This is a genomic window from Dyella sp. CR10 (genome assembly GCF_055814425.1).
Genome location: NZ_CP185986.1, coordinates 1,803,842 through 1,824,765, shown reverse-complemented (window position 1 = coordinate 1,824,765; position 20,924 = coordinate 1,803,842). Strand labels below are relative to the sequence as shown.

General features: G+C 65.6%; 1 protein-coding gene (cut by a window edge). It reads left to right on the top strand.

The window, feature by feature from the left end:
- Positions 1–20,859 carry the 3' portion of a tandem-95 repeat protein gene (locus ACNR9O_RS08340; protein WP_473681631.1) on the top strand. It extends 17,181 nt beyond the left edge of the window, so the window shows 20,859 of its 38,040 coding nt (coding positions 17,182–38,040); the start codon falls outside the window, past its left edge; the stop codon is at positions 20,857–20,859.
- Positions 20,860–20,924 lie beyond the last annotated feature (65 nt).

The following is a 20,924-nucleotide window of genomic DNA, read 5'->3' as shown; positions in this document are numbered from 1 at the left end:
GGTCCGGGCTCGGTGCTCGAGTTCCAGAACGAAGGCAACAACGTTTCCTCGATCGCGTTGCCGATCACCCTGGCCACGCCGCCGGACCTGCAGGTGAGCGTGGTCACCGCGCCCGCCACGGTGGTGGCCGGCCAGAGTTTCACCGTCGATTACCACGTGACCAACGCCGGCGGCGACACGCCGAGCGATCAGGGCCAGTGGAACGACTTGATCTACCTCTCGCGCGACCGCTTCCTGGACGTCAACCAGGATCGCTACCTCGGCTACCTCGGCCATAGCGGCGGTCTCGCCGCCGGCGGCGGCTACGACGGGCGCTTCACTGTCACCGCGCCGCGCGACCTGGACGGCCCGTACTACGTGTTCGTCATCACCGACCCGGCGCGCGCCTTTGGCGCTGGTCCGTACGGCAAGGTGATGGAGTTCGGCAACGATCAGAACAACGCTACCGCTGCCGTGCAGCCGATGCTGGTGCAGACGCCGCCGCCGGCGGACCTGAAGGTGACCGACGTAACCGTGCCGCCTCAGGCCAAGGTGGGCGACGCGGTGACGGTGAACTACACCATCGTCAACGACTCCACCAACCCGGCCTATGGCCAGTGGACCGACGCCATCTATCTGTCGATGGACAACGTCTGGGGCCTGGACGACATCCTGCTGGGCAAGGTCACCCATCATGGCGACCTCGCCGGCGGAGCGAGTTACAGCGGCACATTGACCGCTCAGCTGCCGCCGCTGAAGGACGGCAACTGGCGCATCATCGTGCGTCCCGACCTGTACAACGAGGTGTACGAAGGCGGCATCAGCTACGGCCCGAACGGCCTGGTGATGGCCCCGGGCGAGGCCAACAACCTCACCGCCTCGGCCGCCACCATCCAGACCCAGGTGCCGCCGCTGGCCATCGCCAGCCCGCTGCAAACCACGCTATCCAACGGCGACGTGCAGCTGTACAAGGTGACCGTCGCGGCCGGCCAGACCCTGCGCGTACTGCTCGATTCGATGGCCGCCAGCGGCGACAACGAGCTGTACATCCGCTATGGCGATATCCCCACCACCTACGCCTATGACGCGGCCTACACTAATCCGTCGGCAGCGGACCAGCAGGCGGTGATCCCCAGCACGCTCGCCGGCGACTACTACATCCTGGTGCGTTCGCGCAGCGGCAACGCCGTGCCGGCGACGCTGCGCGCGGACCTGCTGCCGCTGTCGATCACCAAGGTCACGCCGGATAACGGGGGCGTCAGCGACGATGACCACCGCTGGGTCACGCTGGATATCTACGGCTCGGCCTTCCAGGCCGGCGCGCTGGTCAAGCTCACCCGTCCGGGCGTGTTCGAGGCCGAGCCGGATCGCTGGCAGGTGCTGGACGCCACGCACATCCGCGCCATCTTCGACACGCGCAACTTCCCGCTGGGCCTGTACGACGTCACCGTCATCAACCCCAACGGCCAGAGCGTCACCGAAGCGAATCGCTACCTGGTCGAACGCGGCATCGAGGACGACGTCACCATCGGCATCGGCGGCCCGCGCAATCTCAATCCCGGCGACGGTGCCACTTACTCGGTCTCGCTGCAGAGTCTGACCAACGTCGACACGCCCTATGTGCGCTTCGACATCGGCGCAGTCGAGATGGGCTACAACCAGTACCTGATCGACGGCCTCAACCTGCCCTACGCGATCTTCGGCTCCAACGTGGGCGGCTCGCCGTTCGGCAACATCAGCGGCTCGCCCGCCAACAACCAGGCCTATGGCCAGACCGGCTCCACCTTGCCGCGCACGGATATTCCGTGGGCGTCGCTGGACGGCACGCTCAATACCAGCGGCTACAACCTGGCACCGGGCTATGCCTTCGACGTGGCCGCGCACGGCTTCGTCGGCATGAGCTTCCGCCTGCAGACCTATCCGGGCCTCACCGCCTGGATCAACCGCGACTTCAGCGGCCTGCGCGACGCCCTCTACGCCGTCCACCCGGACTGGCGCGCGCAGGGCCTGCTCGACGGCGGCGTGTCCGACCTGGACAAGATCCAGCAGGGCCTGGCCGCGCGCTTCCGCTCCACCGATCCGGACGACATCCTTACCAAGATCGAAGCGCTGTCGGAGTCGTTCCAGATGAACGTGGTGGCATCGGCCACTGCGCTCACCCGCGACGAATTCATCGCCGAACAAACCGCCTATGCACTGAAGCTGCGCACCGCCGTGCTGGCCGACGCCAGCGCGCCAAGCAACCTGGCCGCGCTCGCCGCCGACGCCTCGCAATGGGTCAACGGCTGGCTCGCCGCGCTGGAAGCCTCCGGCATGCTGTTGCCGGCCGACCAGGCGCCGCCGATCACCACCAACCCGCAGGTGGTCAGCCTCAACGCTACGCTCGCCGCCGGCATCCTGATGTCCAAGGGCGGCGACAGCTATCGCACGCAGGCCGACATCCTCGGCTTCTTCGCCAAGGTGCAGCAGTGGTACGGCGACACCGCCACCTATGCCGGCGATCCCAATGCCGCCAAGGGTCCGATCGATCACTACGAGACCCGCACCGACGACGAGGGCGATGAGGTCCAGGTGCCGGTGCCCGCGCTGGCCAACCCGGCCGACTACGACCAGCACGCCGGCCGCACTCTGCAATTCGAGAACTTCCAGATCTTCGTCGGCGGCCAGGCCGAGCTGGAATACCTGCGCGCGCAGGGCCTGCTCGACGACAAGTTCAACCCGCTGCCGGGCAAGAGCCTCAATCTCACGCAGTACCTGCAACTGGTCGCGCAGCAGGCCGGTGCCACCAACGCGGCGATCAGCGTGCAGGGCCCGCAGGGCCAGGCGGTGGCAACCGATGGCAGCGCGTACGTACCGGCGGCGACGCCGCTGCCGTACACCTTCGCCTTCAGCAATCCGACCGGTCAGGGCGTGGGCCAGATCCGTATCGTGTCGCAGCTCGACCCCGATCTCGATCCGCGTTCGCTGCGCCTGGGCGATCTGAAGATCGGCGACATCAACATCCATGTGCCGGCCGACCGCGCCAACTTCCAGGGCGATTTCGACTTCACCGGCAGCAAGGGCTTCATCCTGCGCGTGAGCGCGGGCGTGGACGCCGAGACCGGCATCGCCACCTGGCTGCTGCAGGCGATCGACCCGATCACGGGCGAAGTGATGCAGGACGCCACGCGCGGCCTGCTCGCCGGTACCAGTCAGGGCGGCTTCGTCAGCTTCACCGTGGCCGCGGGCGTGAATGCGGCCTCTGGCGCGAAGATCGCCATGCAGGCGCGCGTCTTCTTCGACCAGACGCCTCCGATCGACAGCGCCACCGTCAACGTCACCCTGGACGCCAAGGCACCGACCACCACCGTCACCGTCACCTCGCTGGGCAACAACGCCCAGGGCGCGCCGACCTACGACGTGAAGTGGAACGCGCAGGACGATGCCAGCGGCATCCGTTTCGTGACGGTCTACGTCGCCACCAACGGCGGCGACTTCAAGATCTGGCAGCGCCAGGTCGGCCCTGGCACCACCGAAGCAATCTTCACCGGCGAGGCCGGCAGCCATTACGAGTTCCTCGCCGTGGCCACCGACTTGGCGGGCAACCGCGAAGCTGCCACGGTGAGCAATGCCGTGCTGCCGGATGACGGCGCACGTCAACAGGTGCTGGACGGCCTCGGCGTCACGCCGGGCGTCGACCAGACCGCGCAGGTGCCGCAGGCGACGCCCGATCGCAGCTACGCCATCAATCCGCTGTTCCAGCAGGCCACGCAGATGCTGCCGGGCCCGGTGGCGAGCGTTAACGCGGGCGATCTCACCAACGTGCTTGCGCCGTTCGCTGCGCGCGGCTTCGCCGATGGCTTCACCACCGGCAGCGCCGATATCGGCGCGATGGCGATGGTGCAGCTGGCCGACGGATCGATCCTGGTCAGCGCGGGCCAGCAGCGCAACGAGGTGTACCGCTACGGCAAGGACGGCGGCCACAACGTCACGCCGCTGTTCGTACTCGATCAGCCCGTGCTCGACATGGCGGTGGACGCCTACGGCCAGCTGTGGGTGATGACCGGCAACGAACTGCTGCAGGTCGACGCCACCAGTGGCGCCATCGTGCGCCGCATGCAGGGCCCGAGCCACCAGCCGCTGACGCATGCGCTGGCGATCCAGCCCGGCACCGGCGACATCTATGTCTCCGACGGCGACGGCATCGAGGTGTTCCACCCGAACGAAACCGACCCGAACCGGGCCTGGCAGCACTTCAGCAATACCCGCGTCGGCGACCTCGCCTTCGGTCCGGACGGCCGCCTGTGGGGCGTGCGCTGGACGGGCAGCGACATCACCGCCGCCAATCCGAATGGCACGACCGACATCGTCAGCTTCCCGATGAGCGGCATCACGCTCGGCCGCGCGGAGCTGGAGTATCGCCTCAATGGCGTGGTGGACAGCATCGCCTTCGGCGCACCCGGCTCACTGCTCGACGGCGTCCTGGTCGCCTCCGGCGCCCTGCCCCAGCACGTGCAGACCGCGGGCGTGGCCGACACCACCACCGGCTCGTCGGTGTGGATGATCGAACTGCAATCGCGCCGGGTACTACAGGTGGCCGGCGGCGGCACGCAGGGCGAAGCAATCCTCACCACCGCGGACGGGCGCATCCTTGTTGCCGAGACGCATCACATCGATGAGATCGCCCCGGCTCGGGCGCCGAAGGTGATTGCTACCAGCGTGCCGGATGGGGCGCTAGTGCCGCTGCCGCTGGGCGAGATCGCGGTGCAGTTCGATCAGGATATGTGGCTGGGCAATGGCACGTCGGCCGCCGACCCGTCCAGCGTGCTGGATGCGCTCAACTACGAGCTCATCGGCAGCCAGAGCGCCGTCGCGCCCAAGAGCGTGCGCTGGGATGCCGCCACGCATACAGCGTATCTGGACGTCAGCGGCCTCAGCCCTGGCCATTACCAGCTGACTATCAGCGGCAACCTGCGCAGCGCTATGCAGCTGCGCATCGGCCAGGACACCATCAGCGGCTTCACCGCCCTGCTCAACATGAGCAGCCAGGTGCAGATCGCCTTCAGCAATACCCGCGCGGACCGCAACACCGGCGCCGTCAGCTACGACGTCAGCCTGACCAACATCGGCACCGACGATCTGCGCGGCCCGCTGGTGTTGCTGCTCGATCCGGGCAGTTATTTCGGCAGCGCCATCACCGGTGCGACCCAGGGCACGGGCGATCAGGCCCAGCTGTGGTCGATCGATCTCACCAGCGCGCTGCAGGCGCTGGGTGGCAAGCTGGCCGTCGGCGCCACGCTGGCGAATATCACGGTGAGCGTCGTGCCGCTCAGCCAGTTCGGCGGCGCCGGCACCCTGGCGGACCTCGCCAAGTTCAACCTCGGCCACAGCGTCTATGCCGCGCCGCAGGCCAATCTGCCGCCGTCGATCGGACCAGTGGGCAGCACCGCCAGCCCGGACACCTTCACCCAAGGCGCCACGGTCGGCCAGGCCTGGACGGCCCAGGTCGATGCCAGCGACGCCGATGGCACCGTGTTCTATTGGCAGATCGTGCAAGGCCCGGCCGGCCTCACGCTGACGCCGCCCTCGGGCAGCACGGCCGGCGCCGATGGCGCGTATCATTCGTCCGCGACGCTCAACTGGACACCGGGCGCCCAGGCCGACGTCGACACCGTGGTGATCCTGCGCGTGCAGGACAGCCGCGGCGGCGTGGCCCTGCGCACGCTGCACCTGCCCGTAACCAACGGCGATCACGCGCCCATCTTCGCGGCACAAGGCAATGTGACGCTCATCGAAGGCCAGTCGCTTTCGCTGCCGCTGAGCGCGTCTGACGTCGACGGCGATCCGCTCACCCTCAGCGTGACCAACCTGCCGCCCGGCGCCGTGTTTGACGCGCGCACCGGCGTGCTCAGCTGGACGCCGACCTACGATCAGGCAGGGATGTATCGCAACGTGACCGTGCGGGTCAGCGACGGCAAGACCACCGTCAGCGAACAGTTCGATATCACGGTGGAGCAAGCCTTCTCCCAGCCGGTACTCACACCGGTGCCGGCGCAGACCCTGCGCGAAGGCGACGCCTTTGCCCTGCAATTGGCCGGCAGCATGCCGGGCGGCCTCAGCAAGCCCGACGGCACGACGATCAAGCTCAGTTACTCCGCGGCCAACCTGCCTGGCGGCATGCAGCTCAACCACGATACCGGCTGGCTGAACTGGACACCGGGCTACGCCCAGCATGGCAACTACAGCGTAGTCGTGACCCTCACCGCCATCTGCACCCTGCCCGGGGGGCAGGTGGAGCGCACCAGCACCCAGCAAACCGTGCAGTTGAACGTGTTGAACGTCAACGGCGCGCCGCGGTTCGACCCATCGTTGAACCAGACCTGGAACACGCTGGAAGGCCAGCCGCTGCAGATCAACGTGTTCGCCTTCGACCCCAACAATCCCGGTTTCGTACCCAAGGTGCGCCTGCGGCCAGGCGGCCCGCTGGTGGACCAGGAGGGTGGCGACAGCACGCCCGCTACCGTCACCTATCAGGTGCTTGGCTTGCCTGCGGGAGCCACCTTCGATCCGGATACGCTCGACATCGACTGGACGCCCACCTATACGGAGGCCGGCACGTATCATGTGACGGTGATCGCCACCAACGATGGTGACGGCACCGGGGTGCCGGCATCCACGCAGGTGATCATTCCCATCGTGGTGGCCGACACGACGCGTGCGCCGTTGATCGCACCGATCAGCAATGCCTTCGTGGATAAGGGCGCCACGCTGGATATCCCGTTCGATATCACCAATGTCGACGGCAATCCGATTCAGATCAGCATCAACGGCTTGCCGCGTTTTGCGAGCTACGCCCAGAATCCACCCAGCGCCAACGGCCATATCACCGGCACGATTCATTTCGCACCGGGCGACAATGATCGCGGCGATTACACCCTCACGTTGATTGCCCAAGATACGGGCGGCAGCACGCCCAATCAGGCCCAGGCGACGTCGCTGAGCTTCGTGGTCACCGCGCGCAGCCTCACCGAGCCGCCGGTATTCAACCTGCCGCAGCAGATCGTGGCCGTGGCCGGGCAGCCGATGAGCCTGCCCATTGCGGTCATCGACGCCGATCAGGACGCACTGCACCTGAGTGCCACCGGCTTGCCGCTCGGCGCACAGCTGACCATGCAGGCGCAGTACGGCCAGGCCGTGTTGACCTGGACGCCGACCAGCGACGACATCGGCCCCCACGACATCACCGTCACCGTCACGGACAGCGGCCTGCCGCCGCAGGACCAGGGTTACACCAACCCGGCCAACCCGGTGCCGAATGCAGTCAGTCACACCTTCCGTATCGTGGTGCGCGCCGCCGACACGGTGCCACAGTTGCTGGGCATACAGCTCAACGGCAACGCCGTCACCGACAGTGGGGATGCTTCGGTGCCGATGGTGATCAACGGCAGCGAAAGCAGTCCGCTCAAGCTCGACCTGTTTGCCAATGACACGGAATCCGACCTGATCAGCTGGAACGTGACGGGCCTGCCTGCGGGCATGACGCTCAACGTCCCCAGCGCCGCCAATGGCAATCAGGCCACGCTGACCTGGACGCCGGGCATGTTCGCCGCGAAGAGCAGCAACCTCGCCGGCTCGCATCCGGGCGTCTATCGCTTCACGGTGACCGGCGGCGACGGTGCGGCCAGTTTCACCCGCACCTTCGAGGTGCACATAGCGCACGTCGACAACGCGCCGGTGATCCTGCCGATGCCGGTACAGCTGGTGAACGAAGGCAGCACGCTCTCGTTCTACCTGCGCGGCGCCGACGCCGATGGCGACCCGTTGCAGATGAGTCTGGTGTACGACGACAACACCCCAGCCGGCGTGTCGTTCAACCCGGCCAACGGTTATTTCGAATGGACCCCGGGCTACGACGTGGTGAACAACGCCACGGCCGCCAGCAAGGATTTCACCTTCACCTTCAAGGCCACCGACGGCACGCTCACCACCACGCAGACCGTCAGTGTTCGCGTGTTGGACGTGAACCGCGCTCCCGCGCTCACCGTCAGCAGCCATGCCGTGACCGTGGGCCAGGCACTGAGCCTGCCGATTCAGCTCGGCGGCGCCAACAGCGGCGGCAGCATCTATGCCATCGATCCGGACGGCGCCACGCAAACCGCCGGACTCACCGTCAGCTTCAACGGCCTGCCCGACGGCGCCAGTTACGACGTCCAGGCACAGCGCTTGAACTGGACGCCAGGTCCGGGCCAGGTGGGTGATTTCATCATCACGGCGCTGGTCAGCGATGGCCAGGCCACCGTACAGAAGACCTTCACCGTGCGCGTGGTGGCGGATGCCTCCGCCAACGCACCGAGCATCCTGGTCGACAGCGTACCCAGTACACCGGCCCTGCCCGGCCAGACCCTGCTGGTCACGGTGCGCGCGAGCAGCTTCAGTCCGATCGCCAACATGGTCGTGCAGGTGCGCGGCACCGCGCTCGGCAGCGATCAGTGGCAGACCGTGGCGCTGGACGCCAGCGGCCGATTCCATCTGCAGGCGGCACAGCCGGGGCTGATCGATGTACGCGTGAACGCCACCGACGCGGACGGCTTCAGCAGTGCCAAGGACAACCAGTTGCGCGTAAGGGATCCCGCCGATACGCAGGCGCCCGCGATCAACTGGCTCGGCGCATTGGCCGGATCGACCTCCACCAGCCAACCGGTTGAAGTGGATTCGCCGATCGCGCTGCAGGCCACACTGCAGGAAATGCAGCTGATGGGCTATCGACTGGAGATCGCCGGCGCCAACAGCGACCAGTGGCAAACGCTCGCACAAGAAAGCGATGACGCCACCAACGTCAATCAGGCGCTGGCCCTCGGCACGCTCGACCCGGCTCAGTTCCGCAATGGCGTGTACCAATTGCGGCTCACTGCGTGGGACCTAAACGGCCGCACCAGCGAAATCGATGCACGAGTCATTGTGGATACGGCGCAAAAGAGCTTCAGCCAGCAAGTTGCAAACGACACCACCTTCCAGCTCGGCGGCCATGCATTCACGGTCGATCGCGCGCTGGACAACAGCGCCGGCGCCGACTTCGGCAATTGGAGCTTGACCGGCTTTGCCACCCACCTCACCACGGATCAGCTGGCCACGACGGCCACCGGCGCAACCGCGGCGTGGGCGACTGGTGCGCGCGTATGGCTGCGCATGCCGGGCAATCTCAGCGACGCCAACGCCAGCATCCAGAACCTCAGCTTCACCCTGGGCACCACATCCACCACCCTGCCCGGCGGTCCCGGTGCGCCGGTGGTGTATCAGGCCAGCTTTGGCCATGACCAGGGTTGGCAGTTGCAGGCCGTCGGCGGCGATCACCTGCAGCGTCAGGGCAACCATTTGTACGACCAGATCACCGGTTTGCCGTGGGTCCCGGGCGGGTACGTGCTCACCGCGCCGGACGGCACGCATTACAGCCTCGACGCGCAAGGAAAGCTGACCGACGTGGTGTTCGCCGACGGCGCGCACTGGCTGGTATCGGATGCGTGCATTGCACTGGCGGATGGCCAGGTCACCGATCGCGTCGATATCGTGCGCGATGCACAGGGCCGCATTGCACGCATCACGGGCCCGCTGGATGCGAATGGCCATAGCCGCAGCATCGTCTATCGCTATGACATGCAGAACCGCCTCGTCCTCGTTCGCGCGCTGGACGACACCGGCATGGGTACGCCGTATGGCTACGACAGCAACAGCCTGCCGTACCAGGACAGCATCACCGCCAACCTCGGCACCGCAGCGAACTGGCTGGGCAACAGCACGGCGAACCAGTGGAGCGGCAGCCTGCAGGCGGGACAGACCACCTCCATCGCCTTCCAGGTGCGCGACAGCGAACTGGCTTCGACGGTAAAGGTCCCCGGCAGCACGGGCGTCGTCATCCTGGCGATCTCCGCGCAGTTCAGCGATGCATCGTCGAGCCTGCAAGTGGTCGGTGGCACCGTGCTGGGCGATACCGTGCTCAACGGCGTGCACACCCTGCTGGTACGCGTCACCCGGGCTGGCATGAAGCTGATCCGCCTCAGCGGCACGGGAACCGCGAATATCAGTGTGTCCATCGCGGGCGATCTCAATCGCGACGGCAAGATCGACGGCAGCGACAGCGCCGCCTTCGAGCAGGATCTGGCGACGAAGAACCTCGCCGGCGACCTTAGCGGCGATGGTGTGGTCAATCAGGGCGATCGACAGATCCTCTACGCCAACTACGGCTTCCAGGCCGCTTTGCCGCCGCAGCCGCTGGCGAATCTGCCGACCACACTCACGCACGTGGGCCTGGGCACAAGCATCGCACTGGATCAGGTGGCGGTCGACTACAACGGTTCACCGATCTACTGGCGCATCCTCAGCGTCAGCAATGGCAGCGCAAAGCTCAGCAGCGATGGACGCTCGATCCTGTTTACGCCGACCGCGGGTTACAGCGGCGCCGCCACGGTGGTGGTGCAAGCCGACGACGGGTACGCCGCCGGCGCACCGATATCGCTCAACATTAACGTAAGCGCCGCCAAGTTGATCGCGCTGCACGTCGACCGCATGCCCACTCTGAACACCGGCACCGCGCAAGCCTTGCACATCATCGGTGACTTTGAGGATCAGGTCGGCGTCTCGCTCGACAGCAGTTACGTGCAAGAGCTGTCCACCGACACGTCGGTCGCAACGATCGACGCCAACGGCTTGATCCACGGCGCGGGCAATGGCCATGCGGTGATCGAGATCTCCGCCGGCAACGTGTTCGCCGTCAATGCCTTGACCGTGGGCGCGCAGCCCAACGCACCGTTCGTCGACGGCCTCGGCAACGAGCTGGACGTGTTCCCGCCGCGCTTTGACTTGCCTGAGAACGTAGGGCAGCGTCAGATCGACGTGCACAACTTCGGCGCTGTCGGCCAAGTCACCACCGACCTGAGCACAGCAACTTCGGGCACGCGGTATTTTGTCAGCAACCCCGATGTGGTCAGCGTCACGGCAGATGGCCTGGTGCAGGCCAAGGGCCCGGGAACCGCGGTCATCACCATCGTCAACAACGGGCTGCAGAGCACCATCACCGTCACCGTGGTCGCGCCCGTGGTCGGCCCCACATTAATCAATGCGGCCACCGGCGGCGTCACCACCGACGCCAACGGCAATACCCTGATGATTGGCGCCGGCGCATTGGCGGCAGACACCACGGCCTCCATCCAGGCGGCGGACCAGAACAGTTTCGTCACCCCGCTACCGGCACCCACGCTGCTCAACATCGTCGCGGCCGTGAAGATCGACCTGGGCGGAGAAAGAGCGAGTACCCCGTTGCAGTTGGCGATCAAGGTCGCCGGCCCGATCGACCCCGCCACGGGCCAGCCCACCACCTATGCGACCGGCACCGAGGTGATGTTCTGGCGCGAAGGCACCATAACGTCGGCCGACGGCGTGGTGCATAACACCTGGTGGCTGGCCGATACCGGCGTGATCGGCAGCGATGGCCTTGCACATACGGCCAGCCCGCCCTATGGCGGCGCACTGGGCGGCGGCAACTACATCATCTCGATGCGCAAGTCTCCGCCGGGGCCGCATGGCGATGTCACGCTCAACGGCTGGGCCTTCAACTGGCAGGTCTTCTGGTCGAACATGGCCAGTGTCGCGATGGCCAATCTGATCTCGCCGTCCGCTCCGCTGGCAGGCCTGAATCTGCTGCTGGATCTGCCCACGGCCATCTCGCAAATCCGATACACCATCGCTGGCACGTACCAGGCCAATGTGCCGATGTCGGCACTCACCTCGACCGATCCCAACGTGACGTTCCCCGCGCTGGATCCGGCCGGCTCGGATGCGCAACCGCAGATCACCGGGTTCAACTATCAGGCGGGCAGCCACCACATCAAGCTCACCGGCGACTTCATTCCCAGCGGGCAGTCGAGCGGCAACTTCCGATTGCGCGTATGGGTACAGCCCATCGGCGATCAGCTGACCGAGCCGGATGTATCCGGAGCGGCCGCGGAGCATGGCTTGATCTGGCAGGCCTTCGACGTCACTGCCTCCGGCAGCGGACCGGATCAGACCATCGAGTTCGACATACCGAACGACGTGGCGCTGTCGCAGCACGTGATACGCGTTGAGCGCATTGCCACGGCGTATGCCGGCGACGGCGACCAGGTCGACAGCGGCAGTGTTTTCACCGCGCCGATCCAGGCATACAGCCAGGTGTCGGAGGAAGCGCGACGCAACACCCTGGTCACCACGCCAAGCACCATCTTCGTCTACCACTCGGGAGGCCCCGGCACGGACGGCAACAGTGCACCGATCGCGCTCCAGGAACAGATCACCACGGACGAACGCGGCCTCCCGCTGGCCATGGCCCGAGGCACAGGGCACTGCATCACCTACTCGAAGGACGGGTCGATCGCCTACGTCGCCGGTGGCAATCAAGACATCTACGTCGTAGACATGATGACGCGCTCGGTGGTGTACACCTACCATCTGAGCACGTCCTCACCCGGCAACATCACGGCCATGGCCATTACCGACCAGTGGCTGTACGTCGCCCTGCGTTCGGGGACCGGCGGTGCCGGCGGCCTGCTGCGCATCAATATCGATCCGGTGCACAGCGACTTCCTCAATCAGGAGCAATCGATCGATCTCGGCGGCGCGGTGCCCCCGCAGGGGTATCGCGACCTCGCCATCAACGACGACAGCTACCTGGCCGTGGTCTCCACCGATGGCACGGTGCATGTGGTGGACTTGAACCAGATCGACGACCTGGGCATCGTCGGGGCCGGTGCGGTGACCACGTTCGGCGGCGAAGTCTACGGAACGGCAAACCGCGGCAAGCGCCCCTGGTACGTCGTTTCGGGCCTGGACGGCGGCGAATTCCTGATCAGCAACCGGGACGACGTCGACAACGGACTCGGCGCCATCACCCTCCACACCGGGAGCACCGGCCAGATCGACAGCAGCACGACCGCCAGCGGCACCGCGGTCGCGATGCGCGCGCCGGTCGGTTTCCGGGCCAATCAACATGCTTATCACCAGGACATCCAGCAGCCCGCCGGCACCGTCATCGTCACCTACAAGGGCCAGCAATACGCCCTGGTCGCCGACTTCAATTACTTTTTCAACGACCCGACCTTCGATCTGGAGAGCGGTGGCCTGCCCAGCTCACAGGTGGGCGGCAAGATCGGCATCATCCAGAACCCGTTCGGCCTCAACGGTCAACCGCCGGTCTATCTCGGTGCCACCACGCCGATCGCCGGCTGCGCGATCGACAAGCTGACGATAGGCATGGACGGCATCCTGTATGCGGGCGTGTGGAGCTACGAGCCCGACTATGACCCCGGCGCGCCCATGACCTACACCATGTACACGTGGAACGCGGCCGCTCTGGTGCAGGCGGCATTGAATTTCAACTCGCCCGATATACAGAACGCTTTCAGGGCGCGCGGCATCGACCCGAGAACCATGCCGATCGATCGCACCTACGTCACGCGGCCCGGTATCGGCGATCTGATCCCGGCCGTGACGCCCTCGCGCTACGACAACCCCGCCGCAGGCCAGCTCTGGGATGGGTGGATTTTCGGCATGGCCAGTTACACGGTGCCCGGATTGCCTGTGAAACTCGATGCCGTCAACGTGCCGGCGCCCAGCCTCGATGTGGTCACGGGCCCACCGGTAGTGCAGCCCCTGAACCTGGAGCAGTTCTTCAACCCGGACGACACCCTCGCCGCGAAGATGGTGTTCAAGGGCCTCGACCTGCTGGTCAGCGGCGGCTACATGGGTCGCTACGACCAACGCTTGCAGCAGTACAACGCCGGCAAACTCCAATACCAGGATTTCCTCACTGCCAATTTCGTGGACTGCATGAATACCGGCTTCGCCACCAGCATTTCCATGCACGCAGGCAAACTGGTTGGCAGCACGATCAGTTTGGCCGGCCTGGGCAAGCTTGCGTCGGCCGTGGGCGGCGGTGCGGCGGCGGCGGCCACGTTCGATGCCATCTTGCAAAACGGCCTGATGGAGATCTATGACCTCACTAACGGCGCCACCGGACAACCGAGCTTCTCGTTCTCGGAGCTGTTGGAGTCGATCCTCATGGGCAGCGGTGTCGGCGCGCTAGCGCATGGCCTGTTTGCCGGCATCGGCAAGATGATCGGCATCGGCGCCGATCCGGTGCGCGGCAAACTGAGCAGCGACGGTACGCCGTCCGCCAGCGACGAGGCCCATTTCTCGCCAGCGGTCGAAGCCGGCGGGGATACCGCCGCCTTTGATACCGAAGCACCGACATTGGTTGGGCACGACAACATCAGCTTCAACGGCAAATTCCTCTTCACCAGCCCCGATGCGCAATCAATGACCCTGGGCCAGGCGGAAGGCTGGTACCGCGACATGGTCGGCAACATCACCAACATGATCGACACCACCCAGCCCAAGGCATTGCAGGTGCGTGAAGCCTTGCTCCTGCGCGAGTCGATCCGCGATGCGGCGAAGAATTCGCTGATAGAAGCCGATCTCGGCGCGCGCTTTGCCGAACGTCACCAGGTGCCGTCGCTGGAAGAAATCGCAGCCACCCTGAAAAAGACCTACTCGGGCGACGCCCTGTACGACCAGGAAATCAAATCGCTATGCGAAATGATGCGCGAGAACTATCCCGAGAGTGATATCGGCTGCTTCGTGGAAGGCACGCCGGTATGGACGGAGCACGGCCTGGTACCCATCGAGCAGCTCAAGCCCGGTGACATGGTTCTGTCGCAGCCCGAGGCCACCGGCGAGCGGCAGTACAAGCGAGTGCTTAATACCTTCGTGCATGAAGACAAGGTGATTTGGCACCTTTCCTACTACGACCCGCGCAAGGAGGACATCGGGTATCTCTACGCCACGGGCAACCACCCGTTCTGGGTGCAGGACGTCGGCTGGATCGCGCTGGAACATCTGAAGCCAGGGCAGAACCTGGAATTCAGTGACGGCACCATTGCCGTCGTCTACAAGTGCGAAACGCTTTACCAGACCAACGACCCTAACGTCGGCTTCGTCACCACCGACCATGCCGATAAATATTTCGGCTTCCGCGTAGACCTCGAGCACGGTTTCAACACCGTGGGCAACGATGGTGAGAACTTGCTGCATCACCTGAGGCAGGACGCCCCGCAGATGCGCCGACGGGTGTTCAACATCGAGGTGGAAGATTTCCACACCTACTACGTGGGCGAGGAAGGCCTGTGGGCCCACAACACCAATTGCAGCGGCGCGCATCCGCAGCAGAGCTTTACCTCGACCTTGCGTGATCCTGCGCGAGGCGAGCCGATCCCGGCGAACACGGCGCACCTCTACGAACACGAGGTCAATGCCATGTTCCCCAATCCTGAAAACGGGGGCATGTTCATACTCCACTCGTTCGATCGCCCAGACAGCGCGGGCGTACTCGAGCGTGACGTATGGGGCGCTCGCGTTGACGATATGGGGGCCCATTCCGAGTATGCCGCCCTCTTCAGGAACGAAGACGCGGCCGCTCATCCGGATGTGAACAACTACCGGGCCTACGAGGGCCGCAAGGTAGAAGGCAACACCACCACCTACATCGACCGTAAAGAATCCTGGGGCCCGATCGATAGCACATTCCAGCCGCTGGCCGACAAGACCGTGAACTCGGCGGTCTACACTCTGTTCCGTGATACGGAAATGCTTGGAGCCAACCCCAATGCCGCCGTGTTCTACGCGTTCGACTCCGACGCCGCCTTGGCAAATTCGACGAAGCTCGTGGTCCAGCGCATCCTGGATAACGATCCGACGCTTATCTCGATGTTCTCGTACCCACCTTCAAAGGGCCTGACCCTAGGTCCCGCCTTCGCCGATGCCGCCGATCGCATTGCCCGCATACGGCAAATGATCCAGAGCGGCCGCATCCAGTTCGGACGCGCCGATTACGCCCACCAGGACGTTCACGTTGAAGGGCCTGCCACAACGAGCACCGCCGTGCTCACGCTGGCGCAGGTGCAGGCTTTGCTGCCATTGGCCAAGCAGTATTGGACGAATGCCGGCGCGTCGCAGGTGACGCTCGATCGTGCGACCGTGCAGATCGCCACTCTGCCCCAGGGGCAGGCCGCCATCACCGACATGAAAACCCATGCCATCACACTCGACGCCTCCGGCTCGGGCTGGGGCTGGTATGTCGCACCGGATTTCTCGTGCTTCACGGCGACCTCCTCGCCCACGCTGTTCCAGGCCGCGACGGGCTCCGATGCGGCGAATAAGATCGATCTGCTCACCGTGCTTATCCATGAGCTGGGCCACGTACTTGGCCTGTCGGATATCTCCAGCGATATCGACAACATGGGCCAATACCTGCAGCCGGGTGAGCGTCGCTTGCCTGATGCCGTCGACACCGGCCTGCTACAGGTGGCAGGTGGCGTGCTGTTCACCGGCGTCACGGGCACACGCGTCACCACTCCGGTGCAGTCGCCCGCAAATGGCGGCGGCTCGACCTCGCAAGGTGTCACGCCGGCGGTAGTGAACCCGCAGTTCGAGTCCGACCACAGTTACTGGACCCAGGTCGGCGAGGTGGTTTACGGCAGTAGCACCAGCGCAACCCTGGAAGAGAATGCCACCCGACAGACGCGCCTCAACCAGGTCTTCACGCTGGGTGCCAATGATCGATTCCTGCACTTCACCGTGAGCAACCTCAATCTACAGAACCCGGGCGACATGCCCGAAGACGCCTTCGAAGCCGCCCTGCTCGACGCCCTCACCGGCGCCTCGCTGGGCGGAGCCATCGACCTCAGCCGCACCGATGCCCTGCTCAACCTGCAAGGCGACGGCAGCGCGCATCTTGGTCAGGGCGTCACCTTCGTCACCAACCCCGACGGCAGCCGCACCTACCTGGTCGACCTGCGCGGCATCGCGGCGGGCACGGCGGTCAACCTGTCCTTCGACCTGATCGGCTTCGGCCCGGCCGGCAGCCACGTCACGGTCAGCGACATCGGCCTGATGGGCCTGCCGCAGGCCAACGACGATCTGGTGAAGGGCCAGGAAGACAGCGCGGTCAACGTCAACGTGCTGGGCAACGACACCAACACGGCCGGCGCCACGCCGACCATCGTCACTGGCCCGCAGCACGGTACGCTCACCCTCAACGCCGACGGCAGCTTCACCTACACGCCGGACGCGCTGTACTACGGCAACGACAGCTTCACCTACCTGCTGAACAACGGTAAGGCGCAGTCCAACGTCGCCACGGTCAGTCTCGCCATCGCGCATGTGAACCATGCGCCGGGCGCGAACAACCTGACGGTGACGTTGCAGGAGGACGGCAGCGCGATCATCGACCTCAAGCAGCTGACCTCCGACGTGGATGGCGATGCCCTCACCTACCGCATCGTCGACCAGCCGCAGCACGGCGCGCTGACGCAGAACGCGGACGGCACCTACACCTACGTGCCCGGCCCGCTGTTCTACGGCGACGACACTTTCACCTATGTCGCCAACGACGGCACCACCGACTCGCCGACGGCCACCATCAGCCTGGTGGTGGTCCACGTGAACCATGCGCCGATCGCGACCAACGCACAGGTGCACACACTGGAGGAACAGGCCCTCACCGGCCAGGTGATGAACTACGGCACGGATGTGGATGGCGATCCGCTGACGGCCGTACTGGTCAACGGCCCGCAGCACGGCACGCTCACCTTCAACGCCGACGGCAGCTTCACCTACACGCCGAACGCGCTGTACCGCGGCACGGACAGCTTCAGCTACCAGCTGAGCGACGGCCAGCTCACCTCGGCCGTGGCCACGCTCACCATCACCATGGACCCGGTGAACCACGCGCCAGTCGTCACCGACCTCGCCACCACGGTGGCGGAGGAAGGCCTGCTGGCGATCGATCCGCGCAGCGGCGCCACCGACGTGGACGGCGATGCGCTGACCACCGTCATCGTCAACGGCCCGCAGCACGGCACCCTCACCCGCCTGGCGGACGGCAGCTATCAGTACGTGCCGGACGCGCTGTACCGTGGCGACGACAGCTTCAGCTACAAGGTGAACGACGGCACGGTGGATTCGAACGTCGCCACGGTGAAGATCACTGTGACGCCGATCAATCACGCGCCGACGGCCGGCGACGCCACGGCCACGCTGCCCGAAGACGGCAACCTTACGCTCGACCCGCGCACCGACGCCAAGGACGTCGATGGCGATCCGCTCACCACCGTCATCGTCAGCGGGCCGGCGCACGGCACACTCGCTCAGAACGCCGACGGTAGCTTCACCTACGTGCCGAACGCGCTGTATCGCGGCTCCGACAGCTTCAGCTACAAGGTCAACGACGGCACGGTGGATTCGAACGTCGCCGCCATCACGCTGACCGTCACCCCGGTGAACCACGCGCCGACCGCCAGCGACGGCAACGCGACGGTAGCCGAGGACGGCGCCGTCGCCCTCGACCCGCGCCAGAGCGCCAAGGACGTCGATGGCGACCCGCTGTCGGTGGTGATCGTCAGCGGCCCGGCTCACGGCTCGCTGGTGCGCAATGCCGATGGCACATTCACCTACACGCCCACGCAGTACTACGCCGGCGGCGACAGCTTCACCTACAAGGTCAACGACGGCACGGTCGATTCGAACGTGGCCACCATCGTCCTGACGGTGACGCCGGTGAACCACGCGCCGGTCGCGGTGAACGACACCGCCGCCACCGACCAGGGCGTGCCGGTGACCATCAATGTCCTGGCCAACGACAGCGACATCGACAACAGCACCGGCACCAACGCGGGCTCCGGCCGCGCGGCCAACGCCGGCCTTACCGCGCGCATCATCAGTCAGCCGGCCAACGGCACGCTCACGGTTAATGCGGACGGCACGATCACCTATGTGCCCAATGCGGCCTTCAGCGGCACCGACAGCTTCAGCTACGTCGCCAACGATGGGCAGCTCGACTCGGCGGTGGCCTCGGTCACTATCACCGTGCGCGCTACCAACCATCCGCCGGTGGCCAACGATGATGCGTACAACGGCAAGCAAGGTCAGGCGCTGACCTTCAATCCGTTGAGCAACGACACGGATGCCGATGGCGATCCGCTGTCGGTGGTCATCGTGTCCGGCCCGGCGCACGGCACGCTCACCCGCAACGCCGACGGCAGCCTGAGTTACGTGCCGACCGACAGCTGGTATGGCACCGACTCGCTCACCTACCAGGCCAGCGACGGCAAGTCGCTGTCCAACGTGGCGACGGTGCGCCTGGTGATCGCCTCGGCCAACCAGGCACCGGTGGCGGCGAACGACAGCGCCACGCTGCACAACAACCAGACCGCCACCATCCGCGTGCTCGCCAATGACACGGATGCCGATGGCGACACGCTGACTTCGCGTCTGGTCACCGGCCCGAAGCACGGGACCCTGGTGCATAACGCCGACGGCAGCTTCAGTTACACGGCGACCTGCGGCTACACCGGCACCGACACGTTCACCTACGTCGCCAACGATGGCAAGGTGGATTCGAACCTCGCCACCGTAACCATCACGGTGCTGGGCCCGAACCTGCCGCCGCTCGCCTTCGACGATGCCGCTTACGTCAACGAGAACGGCTCGGTAAAGATCGACCCGGTCGCCAACGACTGGGATATCAACGGCGACAAGCTCACCGCGCGCATTCTGTGCCCGCCAAGCCATGGCACCTTGTCGCTCAACGCGGACGGCACCTACACCTACACGCCGGCCACCAACTGGTACGGCCTGGACGGTTTCGTCTACGTCGCCAACGACGGACAGTTCGATTCCAACCCGGCCACGGTGTGGATCCGCGTGGCGCACGTCGACCAGCCGCCGGTGGCGAACAACGATGCCTTCACCGTCCGCGCCGGCCAGCCGACCCGCCTCGATGTACTTGCCAACGACACGGATGACGACAACGATGACGACCTCGATGCCACCGTGGTGTCCGCGCCCAAGCACGGCACGTTGACGCGCAACTGCGACGGCAGCTTCAGCTACACCGCGCAGGCAGGCTTCGTCGGCACGGACAGCTTCGTCTACGTCGCCGACGACGATGAACTGAAGTCCCCGCCCGCCACGGTGACCATCACGGTACTCGCACCCAACCACGCCCCGGTCGCCAAGGACGACCAGGCCACCACCAACGCGGGTACGCCAGTGCGCATCAATGTGCTGGCCAACGACACCGACGCGGACGGCGACAAGCTCACCGCCCGCATCGTCTGTGCCCCTTGCCACGGCACGCTCAACCTCAACGCGGACGGCAGCTACACCTACACGCCGACCAAGGGCTGGTACGGCACCGACAGCTTCAGCTACCGCGACAGCGACGGCCAGGCCGACTCGAACGTGGCGATGGTGTGCATCACGGTCGTGCCGGTGAATCACGCACCGACCGCCCGCAACGCCAGCTTCCAGGTGCAGAAGGATGGCAGCGTGCGCATCGACTTCGGCTGCCTGATCGACGACGCCGACGGGGATTGCCTGGCACTGAGCCTGGGCCGCGCTTCACACGGCACGCTGAGCCGGAACTGGGATGGCACGTACACCTATCGGCCGGCTTATGGCTACACCGGTACCGACGGATTTGCGTATACGGTCAGCGACGGCAAGCTCAGTGCGACGGCGACGGTCAGCATCAACGTGACCGCCAGTGGCGGCTGCTGGAATGGGCAGAGCGTGATGGTGGCCGCCAGCCAGCCGAGCTATGACTGGTCGTCCGCCAGCCAGAGCTACATCATCGTCCGGCGCAGCAGCGTCGACGACAGTGCGGCCGCGATCGACTGGCAGGCATCGACGGACGGCAGCATCGGCACGTCGGCCAATGTCGGCGGCGTGTGGTGGAACACGCTGGTGCAGGATCAGGCACTACCGCCGGATGATCTCAGCCAGGCGACCGGACTGTCGGTCAAGCGGGTCAACTGATGAAAGCGAGGCGCCGCGGTCCTGCGGCGCCTCGCTTCCGGCAAACGCCACCGGATGGCGGAAGT